The organism is Streptomyces tricolor, assembly GCF_002155905.1.
GTDB lineage: Bacteria > Actinomycetota > Actinomycetes > Streptomycetales > Streptomycetaceae > Streptomyces > Streptomyces tricolor.
In genome coordinates this window covers 1-15,457 of record NZ_MUMF01000332.1, presented here as the reverse complement: position 1 = coordinate 15,457, position 15,457 = coordinate 1, and the positions used below count along the sequence as shown (strand labels likewise).

The 15,457-nt window shown below is 74.6% G+C and carries 13 protein-coding genes and 1 tRNA gene; 4 read left to right on the top strand and 10 right to left on the bottom strand.

From position 1 onward, the window contains the following. The coding region (locus tag CCN44_RS23665; RefSeq protein WP_086699333.1) for an amidase at positions 1-1,325 on the bottom strand (1,325 nt) is incomplete at its 3' end. Positions 1,326-1,341: 16 nt separating this feature from the next. Beyond that, the gene (locus tag CCN44_RS23660) at positions 1,342-2,298 is read right to left on the bottom strand and encodes a D-2-hydroxyacid dehydrogenase (protein ID WP_086699330.1); all 957 of its coding nucleotides are present in this window, start codon (positions 2,296-2,298) and stop codon (positions 1,342-1,344) included. A 417-nt stretch (positions 2,299-2,715) separates the two neighbouring features. On the opposite strand from CCN44_RS23660, the gene CCN44_RS23655 reads away from it, so the two are divergent. Next, positions 2,716-3,453: a maleate cis-trans isomerase family protein gene (locus CCN44_RS23655; protein ID WP_059249725.1), complete on the top strand. Its 738-nt coding sequence runs from the start codon at positions 2,716-2,718 to the stop codon at positions 3,451-3,453. Between the two features lie 99 nt (positions 3,454-3,552). After that, positions 3,553-4,650, top strand: coding sequence for an LLM class flavin-dependent oxidoreductase (locus CCN44_RS23650; protein ID WP_059249724.1), 1,098 nt, complete (start codon positions 3,553-3,555; stop codon positions 4,648-4,650). Here CCN44_RS23650 and CCN44_RS23645 read toward each other — a convergent pair. Then, complete coding sequence (locus CCN44_RS23645) at positions 4,629-6,434, bottom strand: putative bifunctional diguanylate cyclase/phosphodiesterase (RefSeq protein WP_086699328.1); 1,806 nt, start codon at positions 6,432-6,434, stop codon at positions 4,629-4,631. The two genes, CCN44_RS23650 and CCN44_RS23645, sit on opposite strands and share 22 nt — an antisense overlap. A 376-nt stretch (positions 6,435-6,810) precedes the next feature. Between CCN44_RS23645 and CCN44_RS23640 the strand changes: the two genes are divergently transcribed. Then, a complete protein-coding gene (locus CCN44_RS23640; RefSeq protein WP_059255007.1) occupies positions 6,811-8,025 on the top strand; it encodes a M6 family metalloprotease domain-containing protein in 1,215 nt (404 codons plus the stop codon). A gap of 68 nt (positions 8,026-8,093) precedes the next feature. On the opposite strand, the gene CCN44_RS23635 is transcribed toward CCN44_RS23640, so the two are convergent. The 7 genes from CCN44_RS23635 to CCN44_RS23605 all read right to left on the bottom strand — a co-directional run bounded on the left by CCN44_RS23635 (position 8,094) and on the right by CCN44_RS23605 (position 14,318). Then, positions 8,094-8,167, bottom strand: a tRNA-Lys gene (locus CCN44_RS23635). Continuing rightward, positions 8,158-8,727 (bottom strand): bifunctional DNA primase/polymerase, encoded by a 570-nt coding sequence (locus tag CCN44_RS23630; RefSeq protein ID WP_059249722.1) that lies wholly within the window; start codon positions 8,725-8,727, stop codon positions 8,158-8,160. The genes CCN44_RS23635 and CCN44_RS23630 overlap by 10 nt, the downstream gene beginning before the upstream one ends. Positions 8,728-8,861: 134 nt before the next feature. Continuing rightward, on the bottom strand, positions 8,862-9,230 hold the full coding sequence (locus CCN44_RS23625; protein ID WP_059249721.1) for a hypothetical protein: 369 nt from the start codon (positions 9,228-9,230) through the stop codon (positions 8,862-8,864). 94 nt (positions 9,231-9,324) lie between these two features. Then, on the bottom strand, positions 9,325-10,662 hold the full coding sequence (locus tag CCN44_RS23620) for an AAA domain-containing protein (RefSeq protein WP_086699326.1): 1,338 nt from the start codon (positions 10,660-10,662) through the stop codon (positions 9,325-9,327). Beyond that, complete coding sequence (locus CCN44_RS23615) at positions 10,659-12,248, bottom strand: hypothetical protein (RefSeq protein WP_086699322.1); 1,590 nt, start codon at positions 12,246-12,248, stop codon at positions 10,659-10,661. Before CCN44_RS23615 ends, CCN44_RS23620 begins: the two co-directional genes overlap by 4 nt. Next, positions 12,245-13,477: a hypothetical protein gene (locus CCN44_RS23610; protein WP_399008563.1), complete on the bottom strand. Its 1,233-nt coding sequence runs from the start codon at positions 13,475-13,477 to the stop codon at positions 12,245-12,247. The genes CCN44_RS23615 and CCN44_RS23610 overlap by 4 nt, the downstream gene beginning before the upstream one ends. Continuing rightward, on the bottom strand, positions 13,374-14,318 hold the full coding sequence (locus CCN44_RS23605) for a phosphatase PAP2 family protein (protein ID WP_059249718.1): 945 nt from the start codon (positions 14,316-14,318) through the stop codon (positions 13,374-13,376). The genes CCN44_RS23610 and CCN44_RS23605 overlap by 104 nt, the downstream gene beginning before the upstream one ends. Before the next feature lie 238 nt (positions 14,319-14,556). Here CCN44_RS23605 and CCN44_RS23600 point away from each other — a divergent pair, with 238 nt between their 5' ends. Next, positions 14,557-15,153 carry a histidine phosphatase family protein gene (locus CCN44_RS23600; RefSeq protein ID WP_086699335.1) on the top strand — a complete coding sequence of 199 codons (597 nt, stop codon included), beginning with the start codon at positions 14,557-14,559 and terminating at the stop codon, positions 15,151-15,153. The last annotated feature ends 304 nt before the right edge of the window (positions 15,154-15,457 follow it).

Sequence of the window (15,457 nt, the reverse complement as noted above, 5' to 3'; positions counted from 1 at the left end):
TCCCGGTGCCGGGCGGCGACGATCTGCATCCCCACCGGCAGCCCCTCCCCGTCCACCCCCACCGGCACGGACGCGGCCGGCTGCTGGGTGAGGTTGAAGGGATACGTGAACGGCGTCCACCCCGTCCAGCGCCGGTGAGCCGAACCCCGCGGCACCTCCGTCCCCGCCTCGAACGCGGTCAGCGGCACCGTCGGCGTCACCAGCAGGTCGTACCGCTCGTGGAAACGCCCCATCCGGCGCCCGAGGTTCACCCGGACGTCCACCGCGGCCAGGTAGTCCAGCGCGCTCGCCCGGGCACCCTGCGCGCAGATCTCCCGCAGTCCGGGGTCCAGCAGCCGGCGGCGGCGCGGCGAGAAGCTCTGGGTCAGCCGGGCCGCGCCGGCGAACCACAGGGTGTGGAAGGCGTCCACCGGGTCGCTGAAGTCGGGGTCCGCCTCCTCGACGTACGCGCCGAGGTCGGCGAGCGCGGCCACCGCCCGCCGTACCGCCGCGGCCACCGCGGGCCGCACCGCCACCTGTCCGCCGAGCGTCGGCGAGTACGCCACCCGCAGCCCCCGCACGCCCTCCCGCAGCGCCTCCGTGAAGGAGCCCGGCGCGGGCGGCAGCGCCGACCAGTCGCGCGGGTCGGGCGTGCCGATCACATCGAGCAGCAGGGCCGCGTCGGCCGCGTCCCGGGTCATCGGCCCGGTGTGCGACAGCGTGCCGAACGCGCTCGCCGGATACAGGGGCACCCTGCCGTACGTCGGCTTCAGCCCGAAGATGCCGCAGAACGCGGCGGGGATGCGGATGCTGCCGCCGCCGTCCGTGCCGAGCGACAGCGGGCCCGCGCCGAGCGCGACGGCCGCCGCGCTGCCGCCGCTGGAGCCGCCCGCGGTGCGCGTGGGGTCGGAGGGATTGCGGGTGATCCCGGTCAGCGGGGAGTCGGTGACGCCCTTCCAGCCGTACTCGGGGGTCGTCGTCTTGCCGAGGAACACCGCGCCGTGCGCGCGCAGCCGGGCCACCGGCGGGGCGTCCTCGTCCCAACTCCCTCGCTCCGGGACGGTTCTGGAGCCGCGCAGGGTGGGGTGGCCGCGCAGCAGGAGGAGGTCCTTGACCGTCACCGGCACCCCGTCGACCAGCCCGGCCGGCTCCCCGCGCCGCCAGCGGGCCTCCGACTCCCGGGCCCCGGCCAGCGCGTCCTCCTCGGTGAGCCGCACGAACGCGTTCACCTCCGGCTGGATCCGCCGCGCCCGCTCCAGCGCCTGCTCGGTCACCTCCACCGGGCTGAACTCGCCCTTGCGGTAGCCGTCGAGGAGCCGGCCGGCGGTCAGGTCGGTGAGCTGCATGCACCCTCCAAGGGGCTCAGTGACCGGGCACGTAACCACGTGTCTTGTCGACCACGTTCCGCAGAGATCTGCCCGCCGCCCACCGCTCGTACAACTCCACGAACTGCGCGCCCAGCTCGTCCCGCCAGCCGACCGTGTCACCGCTCATGTGCGGGGACACGATCAGCCCCGGCAGCTCCCACAGCGGGCTGTCCGCGGGCAGCGGTTCGGCGGCGAACACGTCCAGGGCCGCGCCCGCGATCCAGCGCCGGGACAGCGCGTGCACGAGGGCCTCCTCGTCGACCAGGCCGCCGCGGCCGACGTTCACGAAGAACGCCGAGGGCTGCATCATGCCGAACCGGCGCCGGTCGAACATGCCGTACGTCCGGGAGGTCAGCGGAGCCGCCGCGATCACCCAGTCCGCGCCGGAGATCAGCCGGTCCAGGTCGTCCGGGCCGTGGATCCCGGTCCGCGGCACCCGCCCGACCAGCGCCGTCGTCACGCCGAGGGCCTTCAGCGCGCGGACGATCGCCCGGCCGACCGGGCCCGAGCCGACCACGCACGCGCGCGTGCCCGCCACCCGCCGGGTCTCCCGGTGCCGCCAGGTCCGCTCCCGCTGGTACTCCAGCGTGCGCGGCAGGTCCTTGGCGACCGCCAGCACCAGGGCCGCGACGTACTCGGCGATCGGCTGGTCGAAGATCCCGCGCGCGTTGGTCACCACCGTGTCCGAGGCGGCCAGCTCCGGGCACATCAGATGGTCCACGCCCGCGCTCGCCGTGTGCACCCAGCGCGGCCGGGGCCCGCCGCCGGGCCACGCCTGACGCACCGCGTCCGAGGTGAAGTCCCACACCAGCAGCACGTCCGCCGCGGGCAGCCGCTCCGCCAGGTGCGCCGCGTCCGTGTGCACGATCCGGGCACGGCCGGTGAGGCGGCCGAGCCGGGGCGGCGGATCGGCGTCGAGGACCAGGACGGTGGGGGGTGTCGGCGTCGTCATGCAGGGCGGCTCCCGGCGTCTGACCTGCGCGGAGTACGCGCGCGTACGGTGCGCGGATTGACCACGCTCGCACCCGAACGCACCTTCGTCAACACGGGCGTTCCCACGATCCGTTGTCCACTCGTCTCCCAGCGTGAGGGCGGTGCCGCACAGGAACGTCTCCTCTCTCGGCGACCCCGCCCCCGGCGGCCCCGTCGGCGGGATCGCCGGGGAGCGGGCGATGTGCGCGCGGCGATGACCATGGCCGGATTCCCCGCCCGCGCCGACCACCACCGGGGCGCTGCCGGCCGACCAGGTCACCGTGTGGGCTGCGCCGCGCCGACTGGGTACCCGAGCCGTGGGCCTCCGTCGGGCGCCGCCGGCCGCGGCTGCCCGCGCAGGGCCCCCACTGCCCGCAGAACAGCAGGAAGGCTGGACATGACCGCACTCGGATTCCTCTACCCGGGCCACTCCGCCGAGGACGACTATCCACGCATCGAGCAGCTCCTGGGCAGCGACATCCGGGTGGACCTGTCCCACACGGACATCGGCGAGGACGCGCACCGCGTGGACGCCCTGCGCGAGATGGGCTCCGGCGAGCGGCTCGCCGCGGGCGTGGAGGGGCTGCGGCTGGCCGGGGCCGAGACGGTGGTGTGGGCGTGCACCAGCGGCAGCTTCGTGCACGGCTGGGAGGGTGCCCAGCAGCAGGTGCGGACCCTGGCCCGGCTGGCCGGGATGCCGGCCTCCTCGACGTCCTTCGCCTTCGTGCACGCGGCCCGCGAGATCGGCGTACGCCGGGTCGCGATCGGCGCCACCTACCCGGAGGACATCACCGCCCTGTTCGCGGACTTCCTGCGGGCCGCCGGCCTGGAGGTGACCGGAACGCGGTCCTCGGGGGTCGTCACCGCGGCGGAGGCCGGCACCTGGGGCGAGGAGGACGTCCTCACGCTGGCCCGCGCGGCGGACACCCCGGACGCCGAGGCCGTCCTGCTGCCGGACACGGCCCTGCACACGGCCGCCCACCTCGGAGTGCTGGAGAAGTCGCTGTCCAAGCCGGTCCTCACCGCCAACCAGGTCACGGTCTGGGAGGGCCTGAGGCTCGCCGACCGCCGGGTGAACGCCCCCTCCCTGGGGACCCTCTTCACGCGGGAGCCGCTGGTGCAGGCCCGCTCGTGACACCCCCCGGCGCACCCGCGGAATAACCGGAGACCCCCTCCTGTTAGCGCTCCGAGGACAGCACACGCGAGGACAGCTCGGAAACAGGAGGACCGCACCGTGGCGGCAGACGAGGCAGACGAGATCCGGGGCACCGCACACGGCACCGCCCCCGTCCCCCTCTCCGTACTGGACCTGGTGACCGTCGGCGTGGGCAGCACCGCAGGTGACGCGCTGCGCACCAGCGTCCAGCTCGCCCGGCTCACCGAGGCCCGCGGCTTCCACCGGTACTGGGTCGCCGAACACCACTCCATGCCCGGGGTGGCCTCCTCCTCGCCCGCCGTGATCCTCGCCCACCTCGCCGCCCACACCGACCGCATCCGGCTCGGCTCGGGCGGGGTCATGCTGCCCAACCACGCCCCGCTGGTGATCGCCGAGCAGTTCGGCACGCTGGAGGCCATGGCGCCGGGACGGATCGACCTGGGCCTGGGGCGGGCGCCGGGCACGGACGGGGCGACGGCGGCGGCCCTGCGCCGCACCGACACCCTGAACGAGGGTGCCGACGACTTCCCGCAGCAGCTCGCGGAGCTGACCCGGTTCCTGGACGACAGCTTCCCGGACGGGCACCCGTACGCCCGTATCCACGCCATTCCCGGCCCGGTGCAGGGGACCAGCCCCGGCGGGGTGCAGTCCGCGCACCGCCCGCCGATCTGGCTGCTCGGCTCCTCCGGCTTCAGCGCCCGGCTGGCCGGCATGCTCGGCCTGCCGTTCGCCTTCGCGCACCACTTCTCGGCGCAGAACACCATCCCGGCGCTGGACCTGTACCGGCAGACCTTCCGCCCCTCCGCGGTCCTGGCCGAGCCGTACGCCCTCATCGGCGTCTCCGCGATCGCCACGGACGACGAGCGGGAAGCCCGCCTGCAGAGCCGGGCGGTGGGGGTGAACATGCTCCGGCTGCGCACCGGCCGCCCGGGGCTGTTCCCCGACCCGGAGGAGGTCGAGCGCTCCACGCTCAGCCCCATGGAGGAGGAGTTCGTCGCCTCCTGGACGGCGAACATCGTGCACGGCACGGCCGACGAGGTCCGCTCCGGCCTGGACGAGCTGCACAAGCGCACCGGCGCCGACGAGCTGATGCTCACCTCGCACGCGCACCGCGGCGACGTGCGGGTGCGGTCCTACGAGCTGATCGCGGACGCCTACGGGTTGCCGACCGCGTAGGCCTGCGTCCCCAGCAGCTCGGAGATACGATCCGGCGGCACCGGGCGGGAGTACAGCCAGCCCTGCCCGGTGTCGCAGCCGATCCGGCGCAGCCGGGTGGCCTGGGCGGAGGTCTCCACGCACTCCGCGGTGACGGTCAGGCCGAGCCGGTGGGCGAGCTGGATCATCGCCTCCACGATGACCTCGTCGGCCGGGTTCGGCATGGCGCCCTTGGCGGCCTCCTCGTACTGGAAGCCCCGGACGAAGGAGCCGTCCAGCTTCAGCGCGGAGACCGGCAGACGGCTGAGGTAGGCGAGGTTGGAGTAGCCGGTGCCGAAGTCGTCGATGGCGATGCGCACGCCCATGTCGCTGAGCGCCTGCAGGGCCTGGAGCGGGCGGCCCGCCGAGCCCATCACCGCCGACTCGGTCAGCTCCAGCTGGAGCAGATGCGGGGCGAGCCCGGTCTCCGCGAGGATCTCCGCCACGTCGGCCACCAGGTCCGAGTCCCACACCTGCCGGACGGCGACGTTCACGCTGACGAAGATGGGCGGTTCGCCGGGGTGGTCCAGCTGCCAGCGGCGGGCCTGCCGGCAGGCGGTGGCCAGCGCCCAGCGGCCGAGCTGCACGATCGAGCCGTCCTCCTCGGCCAGTCCGATGAACCGATTCGGCGTGAGCGTGCCGAACTGCGGGTGATGCCAGCGGATCAGCGCCTCCACCCCGTTGAGCCGGCCGTCCTCCATGGCCACCAACGGCTGGTAGTCCAGGACGAATTCGCCGCGCTCGATGGCGGGACGCAGGGTGGAGGACAGCGCCTGGCGGGTCATGCGGTGGGCGTTGCGCTCGGGGTCGAACAGCGTCCAGCGGGCCTTGCCGTCGGCCTTCGCCCAGTACAGGGTCGTATCGGCGGCCTGCATCAGACCCGTGGCCGTGGTGCCCGCCGCGTGCCGCTCGACGACCCCGATGGACGCCGTCAGCGACAGCCGCTGCCCGGCCAGGTCGAAGGGCGGCTCCAGCGCCTGGAGCGCGGACTCGGCCAGGTCGGCGAGCTGTTCGGTGCCGGTGGAGTCCTCCACCAGCAGCGCGAACTCGTCGCCGCCGAGCCGGGCCACCAGCGGGGTCGCGGCGCGGGCGTACCCGGCCTCGTCGGCGACCCGGGTCAGGCGTTCGGCCACGGCCGCGAGCAGCCGGTCGCCGACGCGGTGGCCGAGGGTGTCGTTGACGGCCTTGAACCCGTCGAGGTCCAGATAGCACAGGCCGATCCGGCCGGTGCCGCTCTGCTCGTACGCCTCCGCCTCCAGCGCGGCCGACAGCCGCTCGAAGAACAGCGTGCGGTTGGGCAGCCGGGTCACCGGGTCGTGCATCTGCAAGTGCCGCAGGCGCGCCTGGAGTTCGCGGCGGGAGCTGATGTCGGTGACCGACAGCAGGACACCGGGCTCGCCGCCGGTCAGCGGGGCGACGGTGACCTGCACCCACACCGACTGCCCCGCGGGGTGCTTGAGCCGGCGCGTGCAGCGCAGCCGGGCCTGCCGGCCGCGCAGCACCTCCAGGTAGGCGTGCCGGCTGCGGGCGTCGGAGGCCAGGTCCACCAGGTCGGCGGCGACCCGCCCGACGAGCGTGGCCGGATCGGCGCCGAGCAGGTCGCCGAGGGCGGTGTTGGCGCTGACGACGAGTCCCTCGGGAGCCACGACCGCCATGGCGAGCGGGGCGGTCGCGAAGACACGGTGGTAGGTGGTGTGGTGACTGTCTGTTACGGCTGACCGGTCGAGGTCTGCCGCGGGCGTCGGCCCTTCGGACGTTCCGCTCACCGCTCGCTCCCGCAGTGCACTCGATCTGTGTCCGTGCCTGTCCGTGCCGGAAAGTGTGCCGATCATAGAGGCTGGCCCCGGGCCCTTCCAGCCACTGTCCAGTGTCCCGGACAGAGCACAGGTTCTGACAGATCGTTTCTGCCCGCACCTGGACGGGTTCTACAGCCCCCCGACCAGTTGTGACGTTCCGTGAGTGTTTCGGGGTGTCGGGCGCCGGGGCGCGCCGGCGTGCGCTGGGGGCGTGCTCACTCTTCTGGTGCAGCCAAACAGGGCAAAACACGGTGAACACCAGCAATCTGGGTGCGGGTCCCGTGAACCGCAACCGGAGGTCAAGTCCGTGCCCAAGCTGCGCAGCACCGCCGCCGTGTTCACCACGATGTCGGCGCTCGCCGCGACCTCGATCCTCACCGGCCCCTCGGCCGCCGAACCCTTCTCCACGGCCCCCTGCGCCCTGCACCGCACCGAGGCCCACCACTCCGAGGGCGTGGACAGCTGGAACCCCGCCTACAGCCGCCCGACCGGCGCCCTCGACGCCGTCCTGGTCTTCCTCTCCTTCCCGGACGCCACCCCGCGCACCACGCCCGCCCAGCTGACCGCCGACCACTTCCCGGCCACCAGCCGCTTCTACGCACAGGCTTCCTACGGCAGGTTCACCCTGCGCCCGCACCCGCTGAAACGCTGGCTGCGCATGCCGCGCCCCTCGACGTCGTACGCCATGCGGCGGGACTGGAGCGCCGAGGACCGGGCCGCCTACCTGCGGGACGCGTTCGCCGTGGCCGACAAGGAGGTCGACTTCTCGCGCTACCCGGTCGTCTACCTCGTCGCCGACCCGGACGCGCCCGGCGTCGACTCGGACGCCACGAAGGTCGTGAACCTCGAAACGCCGCTGCGCGTGGACGGCACCGACGTCCAGCGGGTCGTCACCGTGTTCGAGCACCATCCGCCGGACCGGCTCGTCCTCGCCCACGAGACCGGCCATGTCTTCGACCTGCCCGACCTCTACCACCGGCCGGTCGACGGCAAGGGCGACTGGGACACCTATGTCGGCGACTGGGACCTGATGGGCAGCCAGTTCGGCCTGGCCCCGGACCTGTTCGGCTGGCACAAGTGGCGGCTCGGCTGGCTGGGCCCGCGCCAGGTGGCGTGCGTGCGCGGGGCCACACCGACCCGGCTCACCCTGGAGCCCCTCGCGGCCGGGCCGGGGGTCGCGGTGCCGGGTGCGGGCGGCGCCCCCGCCTTCGGCCTCGGCCGCGGCGTCAAACTGGCCGTCGTGCGCACCGGCCCGGACAGCGCCCTCGCCGTCGAGGCGCGCGGCGCGGCCGGCAACGACCGGGTGTCCTGCCGGCAGGGGATCCTGGTCTACCGGGTGCGCGGCGGCGCCTCGTCGGGCGACGGCCCGGTCCAGGTCGTGGACGCCCACCCGCGCACCGAGTCCTGCTGGGAGAACTCGGTCTACCCGCCCCTCGCCGACGCGCCGGTCTCCCTCGGGGAGAGCTTCACCGTGCCCGGGGAGGGCGTGAAGGTGGAGGCGGAGGGGCGGACGGCGTCGGGGGCATGGACGGTGAAGATCACGCCCGGCATGCGGGAGTGATCAGGCGTGTACGTATACGAAAACGGCGGGCCGGATTCTTTCGAACCGGACCCGCCGTTTCCTTCAGGTGCGCCGCCAGGGACTCGAACCCCGGACCCGCTGATTAAGAGTCAGCTGCTCTAACCAACTGAGCTAGCGGCGCCTGCTGACGTCGTAGACATTAGCATCCTGGTCGGCGGGAGGAAAAATCGAAATCCGTACGGCGGCCCGGGCGGCTCGTACGGCCGCCCAGAGCAGCACCTCCGGGCCGGGCAGCCAGGGGTGCCGGGTGTCCGGGGCGACCAGCCAGCGGGCGGCACCGCCGGGGTCGTCGCAGGTCAGCGCCGGTACGGTGACCGCGTCGCCGATGCCGTGGCACAGCAGCGGCGGCACCTCCTGGGCCCGCTGCGAGCCCCACTCCTCCCAGTCCAGCAGCGAGGGCAGCCGCTGGGCCGTGCCGGGGGCGGCGAACAGCAGCATCCGGCCCCGGAACACCGCGACCGGGCCCGATCCCGCGCCCTCGTCCCACAGCCGGTCGAGCATGCGGCGCCCGAAGACCGCCGGGGCGCTCACCACGTCGAAGACGGTGCCGCAGGGCAGGACGACGGGGGCGTCCGGGTGCTCCTCCCACAGGGCCAGGGTGCTTCGGGGGTACGGTCCCGCCGAGGCGAGCCAGGCGACGCCGTCGGCGCTGACACAGGTGACGTTCGGAGCGCTGCTCATGCATCCAGATGTACAGCGCGTGAGCGAGTCGTTCTGCTGAGTTGCGGAAATCCGGGACAGGGGCGGCGGGGGAGGAGTATCTTGCCCGCCTGGCATATGCCCCCTGGGTGGTCCCGGGCGGCGCCGGCGTCCGTCTACAGCGGGTCGGCGGGCGTCCGCCCCTCCTGCTCGCCGCGCAGCAGGTCCCGCCCGAACTCGACCATCTTCTTCGCGTAGTCCTCGGTCCACTCCGCCCGGTCGGCGATGTCCGCCGCGGTCAGCCGGTCGAACCGGCGCGGGTCGGCGAGCTGGGCCGCCGCGATGGCCTGGAACTCCATGGCCCGGTCGGCGGCCGCGCGGAACGCCTGGGTCAGCTCCGTCGCCCGGGTCAGCAGCGCCCGCGGATCCTCGATCGACTCCAGGTCGAAGAAGTGCTCGGGATCCCCGGCCGCCTCCGCGGGCTCGAAGAGCAGGGGCGCGGGGCGTAGCCGCGGTTCGTTACGACGCGGCGTGGGCTCCGCCATGTCTTCTCTCCTCCTCGTAGGGTTCACCGGCACCGCCTTCGGGTGGGCCACCGTCCATTGTCCCGCGCCCACGCAAGAGGCCCGAGCGACCGGCTCACGCACGCCAGGGGACTTTGTGTTCGGCCAGGTGGGAGAGGACGGCGTGGTTCGCCTCCCAGCCGTCCGGGAACTTCACCAGGGTGCCCAGCTGGACCGGTTCCGTGGAGGGGTAGTCGTCCAGGAGGTCGGTGACGCCGGCGCGGCAGATCATGATGCAGGCGTGCCGGTGGCGGGAGGCCAGCACGCACAGGCGGCCGGTCTCCAGGTGGAACGCGGTGGCGTCGGGGCGGCCGGAGAGCGGGTGCAGGACCACCGTCACGTCGTACTCGCGGCCCTGGAGACGGTTCGCGGTGTCGACCGTCACATCCGGCACGCCCAGCTCGGCCAGGGCCGCGCGGACCGCCGCCGCCTGGTCGCGGTGGGCGGTGCCGACGGCGATGCGGTCGGCGGTGAGGGGCGCGGGGTCGGGCGTGCGTTCCGACACGGCCGCGCCGCCCCGGTCCAGCAGGCGGCGGACCACCGTCGCCACCGCCCGCACCGCCTCCGGGTCCGTGCGCGGCGTGTGCCGGGCCGGCAGCTCCAGCAGGCCCCAGCCGGACTCCGCGGCCTCGTCGATCACCCGGTCCGGGCCGGAGCCGTCGGAAGGGACGGCGAAGGCGAGGCGGCGGTCGCCGTGGTCGGTGCCGCTCCGGAACGGCGTGTAGGGGTAGAAGGCGGCCGACACCAGGGGGGCCGCCGAGGCCGGCAGGCGCCAGGAGACCGGCAGGCGGTGCTGGGGGAGTTCCGGGTTGTGGGCCAGCAGGGTGCTGACCGCGGACGCCGAGGGGTCGTACGACAGGCCCGCCCACTGCTCGCTGCCGACGATGGAGAAGGGGTCCAGCTGGCCCGGGTCGCCCACGAACAGCGCCCGCTCGAAGAGGCCGGCCACCGCGAGCAGCGAGTCGGAGCGCATCTGGTACGCCTCGTCGACGATCGCGTGCCGCCACGGCTCGTCCACCTTCACATGCGCCCACTTCGCGGCGGTGGACAGGACGACGGGCAGGCCCTTCAGGTCGGCCGCCTTCGCCGACGTACGGACCTGCGGCAGGGCGTCCAGCGCCGGGTCGTACGCGTCGGCGTCACTGCTGTGCAGGCGGCCGACGGGCAGGTCCGGGTTCTTCTCGGCCAGGCGCAGGACCAGGTCGTCCACCTGCGCGTTCGTCTGCGCCACCACCATCAGCGGGCGGCCCGCGCCGGCCAGTTCCAGGGCCGCGCGCACCACCAGCGTGGACTTGCCGGCGCCGGGCGGGGAGTCGACCACCACGCCCCGCTCGCCGCCGTGCAGCGTGTCGTGGAGGATCGCGTCGGTGGCGCGGGCGGCCGCGGCTCCGGGGTCGAAGTCGACGGTCGTCACAGCACGTCCTCCTCGGTCACGGGATCGGGCGCCTCCGGCGCGGGCTCGCCCGGCGGGCCGCCGTGCGTCCAGGGGGTCTCCTCGGGGTCGGGCAGCTTCGCGCCGCCGCGCTGCTCGTGCTCGAACAGGGTGAAGCAGACCCGGTCGCCCTTGTCCGGCACCGATCCGGGCTCGGGCTCCTTGCCGCGGCCCATCTTGTCCAGGATCCGCAGCACCAGCGCCCCGTCGCTCTCGTATCCGACGAACTCCGCCGACTGCGGCTTGCCGCCCAGCGAGCGGTACACCTTCGCCCGCTCCGCCAGGCGCGGGCGGTCGTCCGTGCGGACCGTCACCAGCGGGCGCGGGCTCGGCCGCTTCCCCTCGCTGTACGCCATCACCACGTCGGTCACCTCGCCCGCGAACGCCTCCCCGGCCAGCCGCCGGCCCGCCATCACCAGCGGATCGTCCAGCGCCTCCTGCGCCTCCAGGCGGGCCTGCTCCCGCTCGCGCGTGGCCAGCTTGTTCGCCGCCGTCACCGCGTCGTCCCGGCGCGGCTGCGGGGGCTCGCCGGCCAGCACCCGGTCCCGGTGCGCGGTGAACGACCAGCGGTCCCGGGTCCAGCGCCCCTCCACGTGCGCCCCGGCCGGCAGCGCCCGCAGCAGGTCCAGGCCCCGCCACACCGCGTCCCAGGTCGGCCGGGTGCGGCTCTCCACCAGATCGCGGATCTCCCGCTCGGCCCTGGTCAGCGCGGCCAGCCGGGTGTCGGCCTGCAACGGGTCCTCGGCGGCGGCCAGGGCGCTGCGCGCGCGGTCGTAGCGCTCGATCGCCGGGGCCAGCAGCCTGTTGTCGAACGCCGGGTCGGTGGCGGGGCCGGCCGGCGGGCACAGCAGCTGGCCGTCGGCGTCCCGGGCGAGTTCGGCCCGGCGGGCGGCCTCGGCGCCGGTCAGGTCCTGCGGGGGGTCGATCCAGGCGAGCAGCGCGCCCAGGTGCTGGTCCTCCAGGCCGGACTGGCCGGTCGCCCAGTGCCGGGACAGCACGTCGGTCAGCGCGAGCAGCAGTGAGGAGCCGGGGACCCGGGCCCGCTCGCCGTAGTGGGTCAGCCAGCGGCCGAGCAACGGCACCCGGGGCGGCGCCGGGTAGGGCGCGTCCGGGTCCTGCTCGGCGGTGCGCCGGAACCGCATCGAGCGGCCCAGCAGCCGGACGAAGTCCAGGCCCGCGCGGCTCGGCACGATCAGCTGGGGCGCGTCCGCGCACAGCTCGGCCGTCACCTTGACCCGCTTGCCGGTCTCCGGGTCGGTCTCGGTGCGCTCGGCCGCCTCCACGGACTCGGCGTACGCGTCGATGTGGGGCAGGACGACGTCGGCCAGGTCGGCGAGGAACTGGAAGCGCAGGTCGCGGTCGCGGGGCTGGGGCACGACCAGCAGGCGGGGCGCGTCCCGGTCGGTGCCGACCAGCGCGCCGAGCGGGGCCCCGGTCTCACCGGCCGTGGTGAGCGGCACGAACACCAGCGGGTGGTCGGACAGATGCCGGTGCCGGACGGTCGCGGCGGGCTGCGCCCGGCCGCTGTGGACGGCCTCCAGCCGGGCCAGGGTGGTGATCAGGGTCACGCGGTCGCCTCCCCGGCCGTCACCAGAGCCTCCGCGCGCGGGGCCGCCTCGGCCGCCGTCCGGAGGGCTTCCGCGCGCAGGGCAGCCGCCCGGCGCAGCGCGGCCACCGCCGGGTCGTCCGGGTCGCCGCTCTCGCCGCGGGCGGCGGCCAGCACCTCCTCGACCGTGGCCAGGCCGCCCAGTTCGGCCCGCAGGGGCCGGCCGAGGCGGGTGACCGCGCCGGCCGCGCGGGCGCTGTCCCGGCAGTGGAAGGCCAGTTCGCAGGCGGACAGGCACTCCGGCGCGTACGTCGCCGGCACCGCCGCCACGGCCGCCGTCAGCTCCTCGGCGGGCCGGTCGGGCGCGAAGCACGTGCCCTCGGGCAGCGCGTCGGCGAGTTCCTCGATGCGGGTGAGCCGGGCCAGCTGGCGCGCGGTGACCGCGCGCTGCTTGCGGACGTCCACGGCGGAGCCCGCGGGCAGGTTGGAGAAGTCCTTCGGGCACACCAGCAGCACCCGGTGACGCACGCGCGGAGCGCGGGCACCGTCAGGGGCGATCCGGGCCGCGACCTCCTCCAGGGCGAGCACGTACACCGCCGCCTGCCGGGCCGCCGCACCCACCTTCGCCGGGTCCGCGGCGCCGTCCACCATGGGGAAGGACTTGATCTCCACCACCGACCAGCTGCCGTCCGGGTGCACCACCACCGCGTCCGGCTCCAGGAAGGCGAGCGACCCCGCCACGTCCAGGGCGAGCATCGGGTGGTCCAGCAGCGTCCAGCCGCCGGCTCCCGTGGCCTCGCGCAGCGCCAGCGCCGTACGGGCCGTACGCCCCTCGGGGCCGTGCGCGGTCAGGTCGGGTACGGCCGCCCCGGCGGGCGGTTCGGCGCCCGGGTCGAGCCGGGCGTGCACCAGCCGCAGCAGCTCCGCGCCGCCGTCCGCCTTCACCCGCGCCTCGAACGCGTTGCCCCGGGTCAGCGCGAACTGCGACTGCCCGAAACCGGACGGCGCGCCCAGCGCGGTCGCCAGCCGGGCCTTGTCCACCCCGGCGCCGTCCAGGACCGCCCGCCGGGCGCACCCGGGGTTCGCGGCGAGCGCCGCGAGCGCACGGGCGTCCAGGGCCTTGGCCGGTACGTCGGGACCGCGCAGCTCAGCGAGCCGGTGCCGGAGCCCCTTCGCCCGCGTCGCTGGGGGAGGCGTCCGGTCCGGCCGCGGGGTCGAGCCGCGACTCGCGCTGCCGTGGAATTCGCTCACCCACGGAAGTCTGGCACCCGGCACTGACAATCGGGGAACCCGTGCCGGCGACGGCCGGTGCGGTACGGCGCGACAGCCGGGTCCGGACCAGGTCCGCGGCCCGCATCACGTGCGGTGCCAGCAGGAAGCCGACGCCCATCACGGCGGCGCCCGCGACCGCGTCCAGGAAGTAGTGGTTGGCGGTGCCCATGACGACGAGCGCGGTCACCAGCGGGTAGACGACGGCCAGCACCTTCGCCAGGCGCGTGCCGCCGTACCGCCACAGGATGACGCCGCACCACAGCGCCCAGCCCACGTGCAGGCTCGGCATCGCCGCGTACTGGTTGGTCATGCCGCCCATGCCGCGCGGGGCGCTGGCCTCGCCGCCCCACCAGCCGTACGCGCTGTAGTGCGCCATCGTGTCCACGAAGCCGTGGCCGGCGGCGAGCAGGCGGGGCGGGCAGGTCGGCATCAGCGTGAAGCCGATCAGACCGATGAACGTGGACGTCATCAGCCAGGTGCGGGCGGCCCGGTAGTGCCGGGCACGGGCGCGGAACAGCCAGACCAGGAGCGCGGGCGTGACCAGGTAGTGCAGCGAGGCGTACCAGAAGTCGGCCGGCACCCCGATCCAGGGCTCGCGCGTGAACAGCCGGTTCAGCGGGTGCTCGGCGTTGAGGTACAGGGCCTTCTCGATGCGCAGGATGGCCAGGCCGTGGTCGACGGCGGTGGTGACGTCACCGCGCGCGAGGAGCCGGCCGGCCGAGTAGCAGCCGTAGACCAGAAGGATCAGTGGCAGCTCGGTCCACCAGCGCAACCGGGGTCGCGGGATCACCTCGGTGCCCGGTGTCTCGGTCTGCGGCATCCGATCGCCCTCCCCCTTCTGGTGTGCGGCGCCCCGGCGGGCGACCGTGCCACTTTACGGTGTCCCTACTCCGCCCCTGAGGGGCGCTCCGGTCACCTTCCGTGCATGCTCAGCCCTCGAAGACGCCGAGATCGCCCGGCGGGTTGCATCGATGGGGGGTGAGCGATGATGGAGTGACCGCATCCACTTGGTCCGGGCCCGCGTGTTCCGGATCCGCTCGCAGTTCGGAGAGGCTCCCATGGCACCGCGCATCCTGCTGGCCCGGCACGGACAGACGGCCTGGTCGCTGTCCGGCAAGCACACCGGCAGGACCGACGTGCCGCTGCTGGAGGAGGGGCGGCACGGGGCGAAGCTGCTCGGCGAGCGGCTGCACCGGGCTCCGCTGGACGGGCTGGAGGGCGTGGAGGTGCGCACCAGTCCGCTCTCGCGCGCGCGGGAGACGTGCGAGCTGGCCGGCTTCGGCGACCGGGCCACGGCGTGGGACACGCTCATGGAGTGGGACTACGGCGCGTACGAGGGCATGACCCCGGCCGAGATCCAGGCCGTCCGGCCCGGGTGGCTGATCTGGCGGGACGGCGTTCCCGAGGGCGAGACCCTCGCCGAGGTCACCGCGCGCGCGGACGAGGTGGTGTCCTGGGCCCGCTCGGCCGACCGCGACGTCCTGGTCTTCGCCCACGGGCACATCCTGCGGTCGATCGGCGCACGGTGGCTGGGCCTCCCGCTGGACTTCGCCGCCCGCATACGCCTCAACCCGACCTCCCTGTCCGTGCTGGGCTGGGCCTACGGCGAACCGGCGATCGAGAGCTGGAACGACGTGGGCCACCTGACCGCCTGACGGACCGCGCCCCACTGCGCCCGAGGCGCGGCCACGCCGACATGACAGCCGACGGAACCGCAGCTCCTCGGGGGCGCGGCCAGGCGGGCGTGACGGCCGACGGGACTGCGGCTTCCCGGGGTCGCGGGGAACTGCGTGCCCAGCCACCGACGGCCTGCACCCCGGCGACTGCACGGGCCCCCGCCCGGAGCCCGGCAGGGGGCGCGGCCAAGGCGGCATGACAGCTGACGGGACTGCGGCTTCCCAGGGTCGCGGGGAACTGCGCGCCCAGCCACCGACGGCCCGCACCCCGGCGACTGCACGG

Bases quoted from the DNA above. Each gene is read 5' to 3' on its own strand.
- CCN44_RS23660 (WP_086699330.1), bottom strand. From the start codon at position 2,298: ATGACGACGCCGACACCCCCCACCGTCCTGGTCCTCGACGCCGATCCG.
- CCN44_RS23605 (WP_059249718.1), bottom strand. From the start codon at position 14,318: ATGCCGCAGACCGAGACACCGGGCACCGAGGTGATCCCGCGACCCCGG.
- CCN44_RS23630 (WP_059249722.1), bottom strand. From the start codon at position 8,727: ATGAGCAGCGCTCCGAACGTCACCTGTGTCAGCGCCGACGGCGTCGCC.
- CCN44_RS23655 (WP_059249725.1), top strand. From the start codon at position 2,716: ATGACCGCACTCGGATTCCTCTACCCGGGCCACTCCGCCGAGGACGAC.
- CCN44_RS23625 (WP_059249721.1), bottom strand. From the start codon at position 9,230: ATGGCGGAGCCCACGCCGCGTCGTAACGAACCGCGGCTACGCCCCGCG.
- CCN44_RS23600 (WP_086699335.1), top strand. From the start codon at position 14,557: ATGGCACCGCGCATCCTGCTGGCCCGGCACGGACAGACGGCCTGGTCG.
- CCN44_RS23640 (WP_059255007.1), top strand. From the start codon at position 6,811: ATGTCGGCGCTCGCCGCGACCTCGATCCTCACCGGCCCCTCGGCCGCC.